The sequence below is a fragment of the Pseudomonas cremoris genome, assembly GCF_014230465.1.
Genome location: NZ_JAAXCY010000002.1, coordinates 24,066 through 39,928, shown reverse-complemented (window position 1 = coordinate 39,928; position 15,863 = coordinate 24,066). Strand labels below are relative to the sequence as shown.

Below are 15,863 nucleotides of genomic sequence, written 5' to 3'. Positions count from 1 at the left end.
ACGGCTACTACTTGATATCAGCATAGAATCATTCGGCGAAAAGGGATGTTTTTTACGTGACCCAAGGCTTGGTAATCGTGTTCTGGCTGGCGCTCTGCGCGTTGCAGGATATGCGTCAGCGGCAAATCGCCAATGTACTTACCCTCGGTGCAGGGCTGCTCGCCTTGGCCTACCTGCTGTGGGTGGGTGTTACCTGGATCGGCGCACCTGCCAGCGACGGCGGCTGGGCGTTTGCCCTGGCCTTGCTGCTGGGCTTGCCGGGCTATGCGCTGGGCCGCTTTGGCGCGGGCGATGTGAAGCTGTTGGCCGCACTGGGGTTGGCCACTCATACCGAGTATTTGCTGTGGTCGCTGATCGGCTCTGCAGTGGCGATGAGTGTGTGGGTTGTTATGCGTCAAGGGCTTAGCGCACGCGTTGCACATCACTCCGATCAGGCGTCAAGAAAGCAGCCATTTGCACCGTATTTACTGACAGGTTTCATCGCTTGCTGGCTTTGGATCCATTAGTCGCACAAGGCCTCTATCGCTATGTACATAGTCGGAAAGTAGGTCTACGTTTATTGAGTAGATGTTTGGATTCTTCGTCAAAAAGGATAGGTCAAATCTTTGGCTTGCCAGGCATGGAGTAGCGCGTGAACAAGCTTACATCGGCGGTAAAAGTGCTCGTGGTCGACGACCAACCCCTGATCGTGGAAGAACTCTGTGAGTTTCTTGAGAGCAGCGGTTACCGCTGCGTCCCTTGTGAGTCCAGCCGGCACGCCTTGCAGCGTTTCAGTGAAGACACTGAGATCGGCCTGGTGCTGTGTGACCTGCACATGCCCGACATGGACGGCATCGAGTTGGTCCAGGCCATGCAGAAGGTCGCGGGCAAGCAGCGGGCGTTCGAAGCGATCATGCTGACTGGCCGTGCCGACAAACAGGACGTGATCAAGGCGCTGCGTGCAGGGATCTCCGACTACTACCAGAAGCCCATCAACCTCGACGAATTGCTCGAAGGCCTGCAACGCCAGGAGGCGGCACTCGAAGAACGGCAAAAAGAGCTGCAACTGGGGCATTTGAACCAGAAATTGCAGTACCTGTCCGAATCCATCAACGACCTGTACCAGGACCTCGACAAAGTCCGTCGCAGCCCTTTGCAGGACAGTGACGCAGACATATCGGCAGACGATGCGGGACCGTTGGAAATACCGTCGATTTTCAATCAATTGTCACCGCGCCAGCTCGACGTCGCGCGCTTGGTGGGCAAGGGCCAGACCAACTACCAGATCGCCTGTGAGCTGGGGATCACCGAGAACACGGTCAAGTTGTATGTGTCCCAAGTGCTGCGCCTGACCCATATGCATAACCGCACCCAGTTGGCGCTGGCGTTGTCGCCCAGCAATTCGGCAATGCGCCAGCGGGTGACGGCGCATTAATTACTGCCACCTCCTGAGGCATTTCCGCCTGCTTTCTGCTCGAAAAATTCCGGAATCGGGTGCTTGTTGCTATCCAGCCATCGCTGCAACGCGTGCTCCCGCTCTGCGGGAGTGGTTTTTTGCGGCGTTTGCGAGGCGGCGTCTCCGTTGACCTGCAGCGTCAGCCATTTTTCCGTTTGAGCTTGCTGCGGCGACGAAGGTCCCGGCTCGATGGCCGATGCCGACAGTGGCAACAGCGCCAGGCAAACAAGGTAATGGGCTTTCATCATCGACTCCTCACTTGATCGTCAAGGGCAGCGCATCGCTGACCACCGCCACTTTGCGCGTCGCAGTGCGGGTGCTCTTGAGTTTCGCCGCACGCGACTGGGCATCGGTCACTTGGTCTGGGCTCAGGCCCAGCTGGCTGACCACTTTTGCCGCCTGCCCCCAATCGCCCTGGTAGATCAACAGGGTCACCAGGTTCACGGCCGCCAGCGGGTCGGCCTGTTTAAGCTCGATGGCGGTCATGAATTCGAAGCGTGCGTCTTCCAGGCGCAGTTGATTGAGGTACACCACCCCCAGGTCATTGCGGATTTTTTCATCGGTGGGGGCCAGCTGCGCCGCACGTTGCATATGGGTCATGGCTTGGACATTGTCGCCCCTGGCGGCCGCCAGTTGCCCCAGGCCATGCTCACCCTCGGCGGTCATGCAGGTGCCCAGCAGGCTGCGGTACAACGGTTCGGCCTCACTGCGGCCCAGCAACCGATAGACGCGCGCCTTGCGCTGGCGCACCTGAGGCAGGGCGTCGGGCAGGTTTTCCAGGTTGGCCAGGCTGGCGTGCAGCTTGCCTTCGTTGGCCATGTCATCGGCCATGTTCAGCGCCAGGTCCTGGTCCGAACTCGGCTTGCTGCAACTACCGGGTGTGCCAAAGGCCGCCCAGGGTGATTGGCCGTTGGTGGCGCACCCGCCGAGCATCAACAGGGCGAGGCCGGCAATCAGTGCTTTCATCAACATCTCCTTAAAAGTGGTTCAGCGCGCGGGCGATGCCGATAAAGGCCGGGCCGCCCAGCACAATCAGCAACGCTGGAAACAGGAACACCATCATCACCACCGACATTTTTGCCGACATCTTCGAGATGTACTCCTGCAAGCGGGTCAGGCGGCGGTCGTCGAGCAATTGCTTGAGGGCCAGCAACGATTTCATCGCGCCGCCCCCTTGCAGGATCAGTTGTTGGAGGATGACGCAGGTGTCGGTCAGTTCGTCCACTTCGAGCAAACGGGCGGTCTTGCCCAACTCTTCGCCCAGCTCCAGCCCGGAGTCGACGCGTGCCAGGATCAGGCGCAGTTCGTGGGTCAGGTGGGGCAGCAAGCGTTGCGCTTCGTTGCCCAATACACGCAGTGATTGCTCCACTGCCATGCCTGACTCAAACAGGATGCGCAGCAGTGGAATGAAGGTAGAAATTTCCTTGGCAATGCTCTGTTGGCGATGTTTGGCCGCGGCGGCAAGCACACGCTTGGGCAGCAGGTAACCGATGCCGAGCGCAGCGATCGGGGCGATCCAGGCAGGGTCCACTTCGGGAAAGAATATTCGTTGGCCAAGAATGGTAAGCCCCATCAGCAGAACGGGCACACCGACCTGAAATGCGGCAAACAACGAGCGCTGGCTGGCCTTGCGCCAACCGACCCGGTTGAGCAGGACCTGGGTCTCGTTGTCCAGGCTGACTGAGCGCTGTGCCAGGCTGCTGCTGCCCAGTTGGCGTATCAGCGAACCGAATTTGTCGGTGCTGGTCATCTGTCCTTGCAAGCGATCAGCGATGCGCCGCCCGCGCCGGCGCTGTTCGAGCAACTGGCCGGCTACCAACACCGCAGCGGCAAGCAAGCACAGGGCTGCGACGAGAATGGCCATCTCAGACACTCCTCAGCATGCGCCACATGGCCACGGTGCCCGTCACGTCCATTGCCAACGCGCCGAACAACAGATTGCGCCCCGTGTCGTCGTTCCACATGGTCATCAGGTAGCCTGGGTTGACGACAATGAAGTACCCCACAATCAGAATCGGCAACCCGCCCAGCACGTAGGCCGTCATGCGTGTTTCGCCGGTCATGGCCTTGAGTTGGCGGGCGCCTTGTTCGCGCTCGCGAATCATCTTGATCAGGTTTTCCAGCAGCTCGCTGGCGTTGCCGCCGTAGCGGTGGTTGACCTTCAGGCCCAGGGCAAACAGACGGAATTCGTCGCGCTCATAGAACTCGGCGAAGTCGCTGACCGAATCCGGCAGGCTCACCCCCATGCGCACGTTGCGCTGCACCCGGCCCATGGCTTCCTTGAGTGGGTTTTCAACGTTTTCGATGCCGCCCAGCACGGCGTCGGCAAGGGTTCGGCCTGACTTGAGGCTGCGCACGCTGTGGTCCAGCAACTGCGGCAGTTGTTCAATCATGCGTTGCACACGGCGCTGGTAACACCAGGCAACGTACATGCGCACGGCCACAGGCGGCGACACGATCATCACCACCAGGCCCAGCCCGTCGGCGAACAGGTAGCCGAACAGGGCGCCGACCACCCAGCCACTGATCCACAAGCCCAGGCGCTCGGTGGGTTTACCCAGCCCGGCACGCAGGAACATACGCTCAAGGCCGGTCCAGGTGGTTTGCTGCTCATGTGCCTCGGGTTGACCGTCACCCAAGCGCTCCAGCACGCGGTTGGTCTGGGCCTTGCGCAGGCCATTTTGGAACAGCCAGAACGACAGGCCGATCAGCAGCAGGCAGATGAGCAACAGCACCGGTCCCTTCATCAGGCGCTCCCTATGACTGCAAGGCCGATTCGCGGCGCAGTTTGTCGCCGGCCGGGTTGAGCGCTTCCCGCAGGAAACCGAAGCCGGTACGCCGGTCCAGGCGGAACAGGGTATTGGTGACATACACGTCGTCACGCACGCCCACCACCTCCACCACTTCGCTGACGCAACGGCGGCCATCGGGCATGCGCGTCAGCTGGATCACCACGTCCAGTGCGGCGCAGATCATCTGGCGCAGGGTTTTTTCCGCGATCACGCGGCCGGTCAGGCCCACCAGGGTTTCCAGGCGCAGCAGCGCGTCTTGGGCATTGTTGGCGTGCACGGTGCTCATCGAACCATCGTGGCCGGTGTTCATGGCGGTCATCACGTCGAGCACTTCCACGCCCCGGATCTCGCCGAGAATGATGCGGTCGGGGCGCATCCGCAGGGCGTTGCGGATCAGGTCGCTGGACCTTACTTCACCGTGACCCTCGGCATTCGGCGGGCGAGTTTCCAGGCGTACCACGTGGGGGTGGCCCAGTTGCAGTTCGGCAACGTCTTCGATGGTCACCAGGCGTTCATGGGGGTTGATCAACTGGCTGAGGATATTGAGCAAGGTGGTCTTGCCGGTGCCGGTACCGCCGCTGATCAGGATGTTGCAGCGCTTGCCCACAGCCTCCTGGAAGAATTCGAAAATGCTGTGGTCGATGGTCTGCATGGCCACCAGGTCACTGCTTTTGAGCATGTCCTTGCGGAACTTTCGAATCGACAGGCAGGGCCCATCCAGGGCAATGGGCGGGATGATCGCGTTGACCCGGCTACCGTCGGGCAAGCGCGCATCCACCATGGGCGACGACTCGTCCAGGCGTCGGCCCAGCGGCGCGAGGATGCGCTGCATCACGCGTTCCACATGGTGGTCGTCGATAAAGCGCAGGTCGCTCTGATGCAGCAGGCCATCGCGCTCGATAAAGACCCGGTGCGGACCGTTGACCAGGATCTCGGTCACCGACGGGTCGCGCAGCAGCACTTCCAAGGGGCCGAAACCAGTGAGTTCGTCGACGATCTCCTCGGCCAGGCGTTCCATTTCATAGCGCGAGATCGCCAGGCGCATGCGCGTGATGTACTCGGACACTTTGTCGATGACAAATTGCGCGAGGGACTGGCGAGTGCCTTCCAGCAGGTTTTTACCCGACTCCTCGATGGCGTCGATGATGTAGCGATGCAGCACCAGTTTCAGGCCATCGTGATCGCTGTTGCCGCCAGCCGTGCGGGCGGGGCCGCCAAACAGTTTTTCGCCGTTCATCGTCCTGACCCCAAGAAGCGTTCAAACCAGCGCATGGACGGTTTCTCCATGCCTTCGGAGCGTTTTGCCAGGCGCTCACCCAAGGTGCGTACGGCTTGGGTCAAGGGCTCGCGGGGGGCCAGGGCAAACAAGGTCTGGCCCTGGTTCTTCACGTTCAGGCGCAGCTCGGCGGCCAAGGGCAGCACGGCGACGCATTCAAGGCCGTAGCTTTTTTCCAGCGCCTCGGTGTCGGGCGCACAGGACTTGATGTAGCGATCCACCACCAGCTTGGCGTGCTCAAGCTTCATGCCTTTGTCACGCCAGCGGTTCAGCACGGCCAGGTTGCGACGGCAGTCCAGCACGCTCTGGTCGGTGCACCACAGCAGCTTGTCGCAGTGGCTGACAAACGTGCGCAGGGCTTCGCTGTCCGGTTGCCCGGTGATGTTGACGACGATGTGCTGGAAGTGTTGGCGCAGTGCGCTGAGCAGCATGAACAGTTCGGCAGCACTGGTGAGTTTGAGTGGCTCGTCACCGGTGGCGTACGCCAGGATGCGCAAGCCATCCTGGGCGGTGGTGAAGGCGCTGTTGATCAAGGTGGTGTCGAGGCGCCGCAAGTGCCGCAGGGCATCGCCGAAATTGAAGGTGCTCTCCAGGCCCAGCAGGGCAAGGCTGTCGCTGCGCGGAAGACCCAAGTCCAGCAGCAGGGTCTGCTGTCCGCTTTTTTGCACCACCATTGCCAGGTGGGTTGCCAGCATCGCGCCATCGGCGTTGCTTTGGGTGCAATACAGCACCGTCAGGCCGCCCAGGTGCGCGTTCGAGGTGACGGGAGGCAGGCGCTTGCTCAGGCGTCGTACCAGGCCCGCGACTTCGCTGGAGCGCGAACCATAGGCCACGAAATCTCGGGCGCCGGCGCGCATGGCGTTCAGTACGAGCTGGTTGTCCATGCCATCGCCCAGGGCGACCACGGCGAGCATCGGCTTGGCCTCCAGCGCGCCTTCGATCAATGCGCTTTGGGCGACGACGTTTTCACGGTCCAGGCCGACGAACACCAGGTTGGCGAAGGTTACATCTGCCAGCGCCAGCAGTTCGTCCAGGCTGCCGGTACCAACGCTGACGACCTGGCCAAGGGGCGCGAGCGCGCCCTGCAGCCACTCAAGGTCGGTGGTGTTGCGGGTGATCGCGAGGAAGGTTTGGCTCAGGCTATCGCTCATTGGGACAGTCCTGTGCGGCGGTCGAAATTACCGTTTTCCAGGAAAAACATGCGGTACCAGTTCGGGTCATAGCTGCGCAGTTTTTCGCCGGGCAACGAGGGCAGTTGGGCGTTGGCGGCCAACGGCTGCACCAGGTGTGGGGTGACGATCATCAGCAGTTCTTTTTCTTCACGGCTGATGTTTGAGTCGCGGAAAAATGCACCGAGGATCGGGATGTCGCCCAGGCCTGGAAATTTGCTGATGGTGGACGTGTTGTTGGTACTGATCAGGCCGCTGATCACGAAGCTTTCGCCATCGGCCAGGGAAACGCTGGTATCGGTGCGGCGTACGGTCAGGGCCGGCACCTGAATGCCTTGGATCGCGATCGCGTTGCTGTAGTCCAGCTCGCTGACCTCTGGCGCAACCTTGAGGGTGATGCGGTTGCGGTCGATCACCGTGGGCGTGAGGGTCAGGCGAATACCGAACTCCTTGTACTCGATGGAGATGGTGTCACTACCGGCGCTGGGCACGGGGATCGGCACTTCACCGCCAGCCAGGAAGGTGGCGCTTTGGCCGCTCATGGCAACAAGGCTGGGACGCGCCAAGGTGTAGGCAAAACCGCTGCGCTCCAACGCGTTGATCATCGATTTGACCCGGCCACCGCCAAACCCTACGTTGAAATTGGTCGTGCTCACGGGCAGTTTGAAGACGCCCTCCGAGGGCGACAGCAGGTTGGGGCTGCCCAGGAAAAAGTCGGTACCGATGCCCAGGAACTTGGTGCTGGCCTCTTTGAGTTTGGTACGGCTGACCTCGACAAAACGGATATCGGTTTGCACCTGGCTGGGCAGCGTTGGATCTTGCGAAGGCGACAGCGACAGGCTGGTCAGCGCCGAAGTCGCCTTGCCTTTGACGAACACCATGCTTTGGCGCGGCGCGCTGGCGCAGGCGGTCCACACCATGAGGCTGGTGGCGCCGCTTGAGACACCCGTCAGCAGGAAGTTGCGGTCGCCGTTGACCCGGACGTCGGCAATCTTGGGGTCGCCAATGGCCAGGCGTGTGATTGCCACCGGCGATTGCAGCTCTTGTTGCAGGCCTTCTCCCACTTCGACCACAGCGGGCAATTGGCCCAAGGCGCTGCAATTGCCCGACGCCGCGAGTGCCGCGCCTGCGGGCAAGCTCGACAGCATCAAGGCCCAGGCCAGCTGAGTGAACATGAGTGCGTAGCGATGGCTCATTCAAGGCATCCTTGCTCAATCACGGGGTTTGTTGAGTGGTCTGTGCGCCGCGAATCACCTCGACGCCCCGACGAACGCCAGCCGCTGCGCCGGCCGGTGCGACTCTTTTTGGGGGGGCGGTCAGAGCCAGTTGGGCGAATTGATAAAGGTCGCGGTTGGCACTCTCGAGTTTTTGTGGGGCATCGCTTTCGCCGGCCCAGTAACGACTGAGCAGTTGCTCGTCGGCGCTGCGTACCGCCAGGCGCAAGGTGCCGGCTTGTGTCGCGAGCATCAGGCGGCTTAATAAAGGCTCTGGCACCGCCAGCACTACCGTACGTGCGGCGGCCCGTCGTTGGGCGGCTTGGGCGCGCTCTTCGGGTGTGACCGGCGGTGGTACCGCGGGTTTACCATCATTGGCCAGGCCCAACTGGTCGCCGACGCTGAGCAAGCGCATGGCCGGAATCACGATTTGAGCTGATTGCTCGGCGTTACTTGTGTCCTGGCGCAGGAACAGCAAGACGTCGACGTAATCGCCCGGGCTCAACTGGCCGGCGGCACCGATCACTTCATCCACTGACACGGCCAGCGCACGTTCGTCCGGGCGGATCATGCGGGCCAGCGGGCCGCCGGCGTTGAAGCTTTCTTCGGTAAGCCAGGTGCCGGCTCCCAGCGTGCGCTGGGGCATCCGCCCGATGGCTTGATCCAGTTGCGTCAGGCTGCCGGCGGGCACCGTGCGCAGCTTTTCTATCACCAGGTCGGCAGCAGTGAGGGGAACAAAGGCTGGGGCGTCATGTGCCAGGACGACCACGGGTTGACGGTTTTGGTCGTCGATCACGGCGGTGGCACGTTCGACAGAAATGACAGGTGCAGCGACAGGTTCCGGTTGGCGACTCAACACCAGTCCCCAGTAACCGGCGATCAGCGCCCCGATAAGCAACAGGCCGGCCAGGATCATGCTGATGCGACTGTTCATGACGGCTCTCCCTTTCCCGTTGCACTACAGGCCCGTTTAATCCAAACGAGTTAATTCGCAACCTGGCTGTGATGAACATCTAACGATTTGGCTATTTGAAGGTAGCCCAGCTAGGACGAAATGCCATTAACGCAGAAAAAATTTATCTGAACTTTAAAGGCAGCCTTTTAGTGGCAGGGTTTTTGGCGCCAACGTTACGACTAATACTTTGTGGTTAATCCGTTCTTACAGTTGTGAGCCTGGGATTTGTTGACAATGCTCTAGTGGCACGCCGCGATCATCTGGTACTAGAGCCCTTTCGGCTTTCAGTGGCGTTCTTAGGGAGAAGTCTTATGTTCCTTGACCTGATGTTGAAAGTTTATGTCCAAACGCAAACATTCCTCCAACGTAAAGACGGTGCGTCGGGTATTGAGTACGCAATTATCGTTGCGCTGGTTGCACTTGTTATTGTCGCGGCCGGTTCTGGGCTGGGCACTAAGGTAGCCTCGGTGTTCAACACAATGGCTAGCAAAATGACGACAGCGAGCTGACGTCGCTCAACGTGTTATTCCCAATTAGGCTGACTACTTTCTCCAGGTACGGCTATGAGCGAATCGTCTTCTCCTCGCCAGCAAATTCTATTGGTGGACGACGAAGAGGACGCGCTGATCGAACTCGCCGAATCCCTCGAAAATGAGGGATTTGTGTGTTTTACCGCCTCTTCTGTAACCGATGCATTACAAGAACTGACACTCAACCCCGATATCGCCCTGATCATCACCGACCTGCGCATGCCCGAGGAAAGCGGTATTTCCTTGATCAAGCGCTTGCGCGAACACACCGAGCGCGCGCACCTGCCGGTGATCGTGATGTCGGGTCATGCCGAAATGGATGATGTGAGCGATATGCTGCGCTTGCAGGTGCTCGATCTGTTTCGCAAGCCGATCTATTTGGTGCGCTTGATCGATACGCTCAACAGCCTTTTCCCCCTCCCCAAATCCCGCTACTGATCATAGGTGCATCTGATATCAACGTGGGAGCAGGCAAGCCAGCTCCCACATTGGACGGTTGTCGTCCTCGTTACAGTTGATAGCTGAAGCTCAGCGAGTACCGTGGTCGCCGGTCAAAGTTGTCGAACGCCACATCCGACATCGGCTTGGCCGCTTCCAGCGCAATGTTGTAGTACTTCGCATCGCCAAAGCGCAGCCCCAGCGCTGCCGAGGACATGTCGTTGCCTTTGACGGGCAGGTCGTTGTACCAGGTCTTGGCGCGGTCGAAGACCACGTACGGTTGCAGGATCTTCACCCAGTCGCCGGCACGGTTGTAGCTGTAGTTGACCTCGTAGGCCACGCCCCAGCCTTTGTCGCCCGAACCCTGGTCATCGGGATAGCCACGGCCGAAGTTCTGCCCGCCGAAGGTAGCGCGTTCGCTGTCGGGCAGGTTGTCGTTGCTCCAGTACAGCGCGCCAGAGAGCACTCCCTGCCAGTTATCGAACAGCTTGTTGCTTTGCACACCCGACAGCCGCACACGGAAGAAATCCAGGTCGGGCTTGAGGCCGCCGAAGTCGGTGCGGGTCTTGGCGCCCATGCCATTGATGCCTTGGTATAAACCGGCACTGAGAATGCGCAGTTGAGTGGTGTCGGCCTTGCGCCAGTCTCCTTCGACGGCGAGGGCGCGCAGGTTGGTTTCCAGGTCGAAGCGTTGCGGGAAACCTTCCAGTTTGTAGCGGGTGGTTTGGTCCACCGCGTAGAGGCGTGTGCCCAGGCTCAACGACTCGCTTGGCGAGGCGATAAACGGGTGGCTGAGGCCGACGGAGTAACGGTCGATCTCCTGATGGGGCGTGAGTTCCAGGCCATCGCCCAGTTGCAGGCTGGTACGCGGATCGGCGCGATAGCGTTCGCCTGAAACCACCACTTGTGTACCTTCGGCATTGATGAACTGGCTGTAGGCGGCGCGGTAGTAATGTTCCTTGTCATGCCCCGGCGGGAACAAGCCGCTGATGCTCAGTTGTTCGCCCATGGACGTCCACGAGTTACTGGTGGCGGTGAGCAGCGCCTGCGTGCCGCCGCGACTGGCTTCGGTGAGGCTCATGCTGGTGGTGAACGGCTTGCGGCTGGCGGTGATCTGCATATGGGCGCCGCCATCGGTGGTACCCGGCGGAGGCACTTGGGCCTGCAAGGTCACCCCGGGAATCGCGCTCATCAGCGTGGTGTAGCGCTCGAAAGTCTTGCGGGTCAGCGGGCGTTCGGCCTTGAGCTTTTCCGCCAGCTTGTCGACGTAGGATGAGACCGAACCGATGTCGCCTTGTAGTTGGTAATCGCGGATGTAGCCCTCTACCAGCACCACATGCACCAGGCCATCGTCGAAGCGTTGCTCCGGCAGGAACGCATAGGACAGCAGGTAGCCATCCTGCTGATAGCGCCGCGTGATGCTGCGAGTGGCCTCGATCAGTTGCGCCAGGTTGGTCTCGTGGCCAATCAGCGGTTCGAAGACCTGGGCCAGTTCCTTGAGCGGGTACACGGTGCCGCCGTCGATCTGCAGTTTGCGGATGGTGACTTTGGTGTCCATCAACAAGGGTTGCCCCGCGGTGGCAGCGGGCGTCGGTAACTGGGTTTGAGGGACGACCGGGCGGTAAGCGTCGGCGGGCAGGTTGGGCACCGGCAGGTTGCGGATGGTGTCGTTGCTATTAAGGAAGCTGGGTAGGGTATCGGCGCAAGCGTAAGTACTGAGGGTGAGCAACAACAACGGCGTCAAAGCGCGCATAGGACACTCCATGGTCAAAACTGCAGCAGCGTTTCGCAGATTCCCGCCGGGCTCTGGGGGCGCGGTTCGGGTGTTTTCCAGGGCGTTTCATTCGCCCATAAAAAAGACGAGAGGCTTATTAGGTCTCTCGTCTCAACCAAGCGTAGGCGCTGTAGGTGAGGCCGTCTAATCGGCCAGGTGCAATTCTATTTTTTGCCGGTCAGGCCACCGAGCAGGCCGCCCAGCAGACCACCGTTGCCACTGGCGCTGGCGCCGGCACTGGCACCCGCGGAGGCAGATGCGCTACCCCCCAGGTTCAGGCCGCCGCCGAGCAAGCCACCACCGGTGTTGGTACCGCCAGTCACCAGGCCGCCGATGGAGGCTACGGTGCCGCCGACTGCGGTAACTGTGCCGCCCAAGGCGTTGGTAACTGGGTTGGCGTTGGCGCCGCTGATGGCGCCGCCGAGGTTGCTCACGGCACCGCCAACGTTAGTCACCAGACCGTTGACCGGGCCGCCCAGGCCAGTGGCGCTGCCGACGTTTTGGGTCAGGCTGGCGACGCCGCTGGTGACAGGGTTGAGGGCATTGCCGAGGGTGCTGGTCACTTGGCCAACCGGTGCGCCCGCTGCGGTGTTGGGCACACCGCTGCCGCCGAGGATAGTGCCCAGGGAGGCCACGGTGCTGCCGGCTTTACCACCGGTGACACCGGTCGCGCTGACCACGCCATTGGTGCTGCCTGCATCCAGGCCGTTGCCGGCGCCGGCGATGATGCCGCCGAGCAGTTCCGCCAGGCCCAGTTGATTGGTGCTACCGCCCGAACCGCCGCTGCCACTGCCGTCCGAAGCCGGGTCGACGTAACCGCTGGCTTTTCCGACTACGGTGCCGACGCCATTGAGTACGTTGCCCACTGCGCCGGTCACAGGGTTGCCGGTGCCGCCTGCGCTGGCAACTTTGTCGCCCAGGCCGTCAACGGTGTCGCCGACTTTTTGCAGCAGGCCGCCAACAGGCGCATCAAGGCCGGTTGCGCTGCCGACTTTTCCGGTGGTGTTCTCTACCAGCGAGACCACAGGCACCAGGACTTTTGCGCCAACGGTGTTGGTGACCGAGCCCAGTGGGCCGGTGGTGCTGGCGGTGCTCAAGGTGTCGCCAAGCATGGTCACTACATTGCCCACCTTGCCGACGACGTTGCCCACGACCGGTGCGGCGGTGCCCACCACAGGCACTTGGCCCAGCAGCGTGGCGACGTTAGTACCGGTAGTGGTGACACCAGTGCCCAGGTCTGCCACGCCGTTAGCCACGCCAGCGACGGTTTTGCCCAGGGCATTGCTGTCGGTACCCAGTGAGCCTAGGCCGTCCGACAGACCGGTACCGATACTACCAACCGCGTTGCCGGTCGCAGTGACCAGGCCGCCTGCGGTTGCGCCAACAATCGGCAGGCTGCCGAGGGTAGTACCCAGGCTGCTGACGGTGCCGCCAAGGCCGGTCACGGTGTCGCCGAGGGTGTCTACTACGGTTGCGGTTACCAGTGGGGTGGTGGTGCCGCCACCTGTGCCGCCGCCTGTGCCACCGCCAGTACCGCCACCAGTGCCACCACCGGTCCCTCCGCCAGTGCCGCCACCCGTGCCGCCGCCTGCGGCTGTATCGGAAGAAGAGGAGCCACCACTGTGATGTCCACCACCACCGCTGCTGCAGCCGCCGAGCGTCAATGCAATTGCCAGGGCCAGCACGCTGCTTGCTTTCCAAAACACGACTTGAGTTTTCATGATGTGAGTTCCTTGCACCTGTACAACCTTGGTTGTCTTCAAACACTCCCTACTTCTCATGGGGTAGCGATGTGTTTGTCCGTGAGGTCATAAGAATCCCAGGCGCTCTTTCTCACCATTCTCAACTTGGTATTAACGATTTATATACTGGCGGCCAGTCATGGCTTAGGGACTAATACCAACGGTATAAAGGGAGGATGTATCAGGATGTATATATCTTGTAAATCAATGGCTTGAATAAAATAACGGACCTGAAAAGGTCCGCTATAACTTAGGGTGTATATATACAATTAATCAGTTTATTTCAGGCGATCGGCTGCCATTTACCTACCATGTGATCAATATCGCCGGCGCCTTTGAGCAATAACTCGCCACTGGAGCCGGCCGCGCTGGCCCATAACCTGACCTCACTGGGCAGGCGCACTGGCTTGCGAAACTCCACGGCAATTTCGATATTGGCCGCGGGCAGGTGTTCGCCCAAGGCGGCGAGGGTATGCGCTTTGTTCCACAGGCCGTGGGCGATGGCCTGGGGAAAGCCGAACAGCTTGGCGGTGAGGGCACTGAGGTGGATCGGGTTGTAGTCGCCAGAAACCCATGCATACCGCCGGCCGATATCGGCGTGGGCCGGCCAGTGCGTCAGCTCGCTGACCTGAGTGGGCGTGGGCTGTGCGTCTTCCGTGGCGTCACCGGGCAGCTTCACGCCACGACACAGCATGCGGCTTTCAGCCTCCCACAGCAGGCCGAGGGAATCTTCGGCGGTGGTCACCAAGTCAAACGTCGCGCCCTTGGGGTGAGGCTTGAGGTTCTGCGCGTGCACGCCGACGGTCAGGTCATTCACACCGCCGAGTGGGCGATGAATGCGGATGCGGTTGCTCAGGTGGATCAAACCTAGCAATGGGAAGGGAAAGGTTTTGTCGGTGAGCAGCTGCATCTGCAAGCCAAACGCCAGGATATGGGGATACGTTGCCGGCAGGATCGGGCTGTCAGCAAACCCACACACCTTGCGATACGTCGCCACCTCCTTGGGGTTGACGCGCACCCGGCAACGCAACCCTCGCTCGGGCAATGTGGTGCCGGTGATCTTGCGCTTGAGTGCCGCGCGCCAGTACAGCGGCAGCAACAACGGAGGTGCGCCTAACGTTTGCCATTCCATGCTTACGCTCCCAAAAGACTTTGCCCACAGACTCGCAGCGCTTGCCCGCTGACCGCGCCGCTGCCCGGTTGTCCAAGCCAGGCCACGGCCTCGGCGACGTCTTGCGGCAAACCGCCCTGGCCCAAGGAACTCATGCGGCGTCCGGCCTCACGCAAGGCGAACGGAATATGCGCGGTCATCTGGGTTTCGATAAAACCCGGCGCTACCGCGTTGATGCTGATCCCGCGCTCTTTGAGCAGGGGTGCCCAGGCTTGCGCGAGCCCAATCAACCCGGCCTTGCTCGCCGCATAGTTGGTTTGCCCACGGTTGCCGGCAATACCGCTGATGGAGGCCAGCAGCACCACGCGCGCGTTGTCGTGCAGGGTGCCGCTGTCCAGCAGGGCCTTGGTCAGCACCTGGGGGGCATTCAGGTTCACCGCTAGCACCGCGTCCCAATATTCCGGCGTCATGTTGGCCAGGGTTTTATCGCGGGTGATGCCGGCGTTGTGCACCAGAATGTCGAGCCCATCGGGCAGATGTTCGACCAATTGGCCGGCGGCGTCTTCGGCGCAGATATCCAACACCACGGTGCGCGCACCCAGGCGTGCGGCGAGGGCTTCGAGATCAGCCTTGGCTTGGGGCACATCCAGCAGGATGACGTCAGCGCCGTCGCGGGCCAGGGTTTCGGCGATGGACGCACCGATACCTCGGGCGGCACCGGTGACCAGCGCCTTGCGCCCGGCCAGCGGGCGTGTCCAGTCTTCGACCGGTGTAGCGCAGGCTTGCAGGCGAATGACCTGGCCGCTGATGTAGGCACTTTTCGGAGAGAGGAAAAAGCGCAACGCGCCTTCCAACTGATCCTCCGCGCCGTCACCCACATAGAGCAATTGCAACACGCCGCCGTTGCGCAACTCCTTGGCCAGCGAACGGCTGAACCCCTCTAGTGCACGTTGAGCGCTGGCGGCGAACGGATCGCCGAGACTTTCCGGGGCACGGCCGAGGATCACCAGGTGCGCGCTGTTATCCAGGTTTTTCAGCAGCGGTTGGAAGAATTCGCGCAGTTGCTTGAGCTGATCGGTGTGTTGCAGCTCACTGGCGTCGAACACCACGGCCTTGAGTTTGGGGCCGTGGCCAGGAATCCAGGTCGAGGCCTCGTTGCCGTAGGTATAAGTCGCGTCGGTGAGTTTGTGGGCGAACGCTTGCACCTCTCTCGCCAACGCGCCCCCGCCTAACAACAGTGCACCTTCCACCGGGCGCAGGCGCCCGGCTTGCCAGCGTTCCAGGCGTACCGGTGACGGCAGGCCAATGGCGGCGACCAGGCGATGGCCGAGGCTTGAGTTGGCGAAGTCGATATAACGGTCAGACATGGAACGCTCTCCGAAGGCTGGGGTTCAAAGGGTTGACCACCCCGGGGCGGTAGTCGTTCG

Annotated in this window: 16 protein-coding genes; 4 read left to right on the top strand and 12 right to left on the bottom strand. The window is 61.2% G+C overall.

The window, feature by feature from the left end:
- The first annotated feature begins 56 nt into the window (after window positions 1-56).
- Complete coding sequence (locus tag HF257_RS03805; protein ID WP_185705276.1) at window positions 57-506, top strand: prepilin peptidase; 450 nt, start codon at window positions 57-59, stop codon at window positions 504-506.
- 125 nt (window positions 507-631) lie between these two features.
- Window positions 632-1,414 (top strand): response regulator transcription factor, encoded by a 783-nt coding sequence (locus HF257_RS03800; RefSeq protein WP_185705278.1) that lies wholly within the window; start codon window positions 632-634, stop codon window positions 1,412-1,414.
- On the opposite strand, the gene HF257_RS03795 is transcribed toward HF257_RS03800, so the two are convergent.
- The 8 genes from HF257_RS03795 to cpaB are packed head-to-tail and all read right to left on the bottom strand — an operon-like array spanning window position 1,411 to window position 8,820.
- Complete coding sequence (locus HF257_RS03795) at window positions 1,411-1,680, bottom strand: DUF3613 domain-containing protein (protein WP_185705281.1); 270 nt, start codon at window positions 1,678-1,680, stop codon at window positions 1,411-1,413. The genes HF257_RS03800 and HF257_RS03795 overlap by 4 nt on opposite strands.
- Before the next feature lie 10 nt (window positions 1,681-1,690).
- Window positions 1,691-2,401, bottom strand: a complete 711-nt coding sequence (locus HF257_RS03790) for a tetratricopeptide repeat protein (RefSeq protein WP_185705283.1) — start codon at window positions 2,399-2,401, stop codon at window positions 1,691-1,693.
- Between the two features lie 10 nt (window positions 2,402-2,411).
- Window positions 2,412-3,299, bottom strand: a complete 888-nt coding sequence (locus tag HF257_RS03785) for a type II secretion system F family protein (RefSeq protein ID WP_185705285.1) — start codon at window positions 3,297-3,299, stop codon at window positions 2,412-2,414.
- Between the two features lies 1 nt (window position 3,300).
- A complete protein-coding gene (locus tag HF257_RS03780; protein ID WP_185705287.1) occupies window positions 3,301-4,182 on the bottom strand; it encodes a type II secretion system F family protein in 882 nt (293 codons plus the stop codon).
- A gap of 10 nt (window positions 4,183-4,192) precedes the next feature.
- Window positions 4,193-5,464, bottom strand: a complete 1,272-nt coding sequence (locus HF257_RS03775; RefSeq protein WP_185705289.1) for a CpaF family protein — start codon at window positions 5,462-5,464, stop codon at window positions 4,193-4,195.
- Window positions 5,461-6,654, bottom strand: coding sequence for a pilus assembly protein (locus HF257_RS03770; RefSeq protein ID WP_185705291.1), 1,194 nt, complete (start codon window positions 6,652-6,654; stop codon window positions 5,461-5,463). Before HF257_RS03770 ends, HF257_RS03775 begins: the two co-directional genes overlap by 4 nt.
- On the bottom strand, window positions 6,651-7,868 hold the full coding sequence (locus HF257_RS03765) for a type II and III secretion system protein family protein (protein WP_185705293.1): 1,218 nt from the start codon (window positions 7,866-7,868) through the stop codon (window positions 6,651-6,653). The genes HF257_RS03770 and HF257_RS03765 overlap by 4 nt, the downstream gene beginning before the upstream one ends.
- Window positions 7,869-7,887: 19 nt before the next feature.
- Window positions 7,888-8,820, bottom strand: coding sequence for a Flp pilus assembly protein CpaB (gene cpaB, locus HF257_RS03760; protein ID WP_185705295.1), 933 nt, complete (start codon window positions 8,818-8,820; stop codon window positions 7,888-7,890).
- A gap of 332 nt (window positions 8,821-9,152) precedes the next feature.
- Here cpaB and HF257_RS03755 point away from each other — a divergent pair, with 332 nt between their 5' ends.
- Together HF257_RS03755 and HF257_RS03750 are read left to right on the top strand one after the other, a co-directional pair.
- Window positions 9,153-9,350 carry a Flp family type IVb pilin gene (locus tag HF257_RS03755; protein ID WP_185705298.1) on the top strand — a complete coding sequence of 66 codons (198 nt, stop codon included), beginning with the start codon at window positions 9,153-9,155 and terminating at the stop codon, window positions 9,348-9,350.
- A 54-nt stretch (window positions 9,351-9,404) separates the two neighbouring features.
- On the top strand, window positions 9,405-9,809 hold the full coding sequence (locus tag HF257_RS03750) for a response regulator (protein ID WP_185705300.1): 405 nt from the start codon (window positions 9,405-9,407) through the stop codon (window positions 9,807-9,809).
- A gap of 70 nt (window positions 9,810-9,879) precedes the next feature.
- Here the strand turns inward: HF257_RS03750 and HF257_RS03745 are convergent, their stop codons facing one another.
- From HF257_RS03745 to HF257_RS03730, 4 genes are all read right to left on the bottom strand, one after another.
- Window positions 9,880-11,562, bottom strand: coding sequence for a ShlB/FhaC/HecB family hemolysin secretion/activation protein (locus HF257_RS03745; protein ID WP_185705302.1), 1,683 nt, complete (start codon window positions 11,560-11,562; stop codon window positions 9,880-9,882).
- A 185-nt stretch (window positions 11,563-11,747) separates the two neighbouring features.
- The gene (locus HF257_RS03740) at window positions 11,748-13,304 is read right to left on the bottom strand and encodes a collagen-like triple helix repeat-containing protein (RefSeq protein ID WP_185712019.1); all 1,557 of its coding nucleotides are present in this window, start codon (window positions 13,302-13,304) and stop codon (window positions 11,748-11,750) included.
- Window positions 13,305-13,608: 304 nt separating this feature from the next.
- Window positions 13,609-14,457 (bottom strand): MaoC family dehydratase, encoded by an 849-nt coding sequence (locus HF257_RS03735; protein ID WP_185705306.1) that lies wholly within the window; start codon window positions 14,455-14,457, stop codon window positions 13,609-13,611.
- Between the two features lie 2 nt (window positions 14,458-14,459).
- On the bottom strand, window positions 14,460-15,803 hold the full coding sequence (locus HF257_RS03730) for a 3-oxoacyl-ACP reductase (protein WP_185705308.1): 1,344 nt from the start codon (window positions 15,801-15,803) through the stop codon (window positions 14,460-14,462).
- Window positions 15,804-15,863: the final 60 nt, after the last annotated feature.

Excerpts from the sequence above, each read along its gene's own strand:
- HF257_RS03730 (WP_185705308.1), bottom strand. The coding sequence starts at position 15,803 with ATGTCTGACCGTTATATCGACTTCGCCAACTCAAGCCTCGGCCATCGC.
- cpaB (WP_185705295.1), bottom strand. The coding sequence starts at position 8,820 with ATGAACAGTCGCATCAGCATGATCCTGGCCGGCCTGTTGCTTATCGGG.
- HF257_RS03765 (WP_185705293.1), bottom strand. The coding sequence starts at position 7,868 with ATGAGCCATCGCTACGCACTCATGTTCACTCAGCTGGCCTGGGCCTTG.
- HF257_RS03740 (WP_185712019.1), bottom strand. The coding sequence starts at position 13,304 with ATGAAAACTCAAGTCGTGTTTTGGAAAGCAAGCAGCGTGCTGGCCCTG.
- HF257_RS03790 (WP_185705283.1), bottom strand. The coding sequence starts at position 2,401 with ATGAAAGCACTGATTGCCGGCCTCGCCCTGTTGATGCTCGGCGGGTGC.
- HF257_RS03735 (WP_185705306.1), bottom strand. The coding sequence starts at position 14,457 with ATGGAATGGCAAACGTTAGGCGCACCTCCGTTGTTGCTGCCGCTGTAC.
- HF257_RS03785 (WP_185705285.1), bottom strand. The coding sequence starts at position 3,299 with ATGGCCATTCTCGTCGCAGCCCTGTGCTTGCTTGCCGCTGCGGTGTTG.
- HF257_RS03745 (WP_185705302.1), bottom strand. The coding sequence starts at position 11,562 with ATGCGCGCTTTGACGCCGTTGTTGTTGCTCACCCTCAGTACTTACGCT.
- HF257_RS03775 (WP_185705289.1), bottom strand. The coding sequence starts at position 5,464 with ATGAACGGCGAAAAACTGTTTGGCGGCCCCGCCCGCACGGCTGGCGGC.
- HF257_RS03750 (WP_185705300.1), top strand. The coding sequence starts at position 9,405 with ATGAGCGAATCGTCTTCTCCTCGCCAGCAAATTCTATTGGTGGACGAC.
- HF257_RS03795 (WP_185705281.1), bottom strand. The coding sequence starts at position 1,680 with ATGAAAGCCCATTACCTTGTTTGCCTGGCGCTGTTGCCACTGTCGGCA.
- HF257_RS03770 (WP_185705291.1), bottom strand. The coding sequence starts at position 6,654 with ATGAGCGATAGCCTGAGCCAAACCTTCCTCGCGATCACCCGCAACACC.
- HF257_RS03755 (WP_185705298.1), top strand. The coding sequence starts at position 9,153 with ATGTTCCTTGACCTGATGTTGAAAGTTTATGTCCAAACGCAAACATTC.
- HF257_RS03780 (WP_185705287.1), bottom strand. The coding sequence starts at position 4,182 with ATGAAGGGACCGGTGCTGTTGCTCATCTGCCTGCTGCTGATCGGCCTG.